This window comes from Helicobacter kayseriensis (genome assembly GCF_021300655.1).
In the GTDB taxonomy this organism is placed as follows: domain Bacteria; phylum Campylobacterota; class Campylobacteria; order Campylobacterales; family Helicobacteraceae; genus Helicobacter_G; species Helicobacter_G kayseriensis.
Map to the genome: position 1 here is coordinate 1 of NZ_JAJTNB010000022.1, position 2346 is coordinate 2346.

Annotated in this window: 1 protein-coding gene; it reads left to right on the top strand. The window is 37.1% G+C overall.

Annotation, left to right across the window (positions count from 1 at the left end; translation table 11 throughout):
• Window positions 1–19: 19 nt before the first annotated feature.
• Window positions 20–2346: hypothetical protein (locus LW137_RS07005; RefSeq protein WP_233034901.1), on the top strand; the 2327-nt coding region annotated here is incomplete at its 3' end.

The following is a 2346-nucleotide window of genomic DNA, read 5'->3' on the forward strand; positions in this document are numbered from 1 at the left end:
CTCACAAAGATTGGATTGGATGACTTATACTAAGCAAATCAAAGATTTGAAGTTTAAAAAATCTAAGAAAGATGAATACACTTTAAGACAAGAAGGAGTGCTTCAAGATACAGACAAATGGAAAGAGATTCTTAAAATCTTTGATGCAAGCTATGAAAAAAAGCTTGCTAAGCTTCCTCACTCAATCACACTTAGCAAAGATCAACTCTCACAAAAAAAGAAAGCCCTAAGCTCGATCTTGCAGACTCATTTTCCTTTTATGATTACAAAAGAAGAAGCCAAAAAAGTTCTTCAAAAACTTATTCCTGAATATTCTCGAATATTAGAAAATAGAATGAGGGATTTTAAACTTCAAAAACAACAAATACAAGCATTGAAAGGAAGTTATGAATGGATTGCTTTGCTCTCTCTTAGCTATACCAATCCTAGCAGTTTGATTGGACCCAAGCTTTGTTCAGCACTTAGAAACAATGATCGCTTTAGGGCTTGGTTTGAGATCAGATATCAAAGCAATAAAGACAAGGATATCGGTCTTGCCAAAAGAAGATTTGCAGAATCTAATTGCTTTGGATTGTTTGATGGATACAAAAGAGGAGAGTTTAAAAAAACACTTTGGAAACAAGAAAAGGAGTTTGGGGAAGATGCTTTAAAGATATTTGAGAGTTTGCATTCTTTGAGGGAGGAGGGGAAGGAGGAGACATATTTAGAGTTTATTAGGCTCTATGAGAGTGGAAAACTTTTTAAAACCAAAGCCTTCAAAGACCTCAATGACCCTAATGACTTCAAATTCCACTTCGCCCCCTACACAGATGTTTTCTCTCCATTTGCTGAGGCTTTGAAGCAAGCATTTGGCTTTCAAGAGAGTATCAAGAGTGAGCTTCCTTTGGTGGATCGGATTTTGGTCTTAAACACTGAAGGGCAGTTTGAAATACTTGATCAAAAAATTAAATATTTGATTAAGAAAGAAAAAGCTTCAAGAGGAGATGACGAAGAGATTCCCTCACAATCCCCCCTCCTTGATATCTATATCATCTCACATCAAGTTCAAAAAAGCCCTCTCTCAATCACTTCTTATCCTCAAGCCAATCTTCACTTTTATTTAAAAGATGGGGCAAAGATTGATATCCGTCCCTCTCAATCTCAAGGAGAAAATCTCTTTTTCCATGCCTTTGCACTTTTAAAAGAAATAGGTCAGCAAGTCAAAGAATGGATTCAAACTTTCCCCATCATAGGATCTTCTTCCCAACCACTCAAAAGTCAATCTGATGCATTGATCGTTCAAGGCACAGATTCAGAGGGCAAAGCATCTCCCTTGCTTTATTCTTTTGAAAAAGAAGACAAAGCTTATTCTTCTACTCTCAAAGTTACCACTCCCTTTGGGGATCAAAAGATTTGCTTTTATAATCTTCCCTTTCAAGATTACACCCTCACCCAACAAACACAACAAGCTTGCAATATCTCCCTGTGTCTTCCCACCTCTTTACAATCTCATTCCACAGATTCATCACTCCAAGAAGACTATCAAGCTAGCAAACAAAGCACCAAAGCATCTAAGGCAGATTTCTTTATCCGAACCCATCACTATCACACCAAAAACCCTCTAAGTGGAATCAAACTCAGCTACAACAAAAAAGAGGCCATCACTGATGATGAGGGGTTTGCTTATTTTTGTTTTGATATAAAACGCTCTTGGGAAGCTTTTAGAATCTATCCCATCTTGATCCAATCTGAGGAGCATATCGCTCCAAGCAATATCACCTATACTTGCTCAATGAATTCTTGCTCAAGCAAACAAGAAGCTTATCATCTAGCACTTCTTAAAAAGGGTCATGCTTCATTCAAAGAAATGAGCTTGATGTTTGACTTTGGGGATTATCCTATCAAAGAGGTCTCTATCCCTACAAAAGATTTGAAAACTTTCAAACAAGCAAGTGGAGTAAAAGAACTCGCACAAGATTTCTTTTTGGATTCTGTGATCTCTGTTTGGCAGATCAAACGCAACTTCATCAAAATCCAAAAAGATCGAACATGCATCGCTCGCATTAGTTACAAAAAAGAGTTTCTGACATATTGGAATACAGGACTTATTTTGGATGAAAAGGATTTTAGGCATTTACAAAGCACTTTAGAATCAAATGATGTTGATCTTTATGAGTTTCAAGATGAGCAAGATTATTTCTATCTGCAAGAGATTTCTATCCGCACAAGTTGTGAGGGGAAGAGTGCTAGCAATGAGATAGAAGATACCCTAACACTCAAGGCCAATTTCTCCAAGCCCCACTCAAAGACTTCGCAAACACAATGGGGATATATTTCTTTTGCTAAGGGAGTGGAGATTTTGAAAGA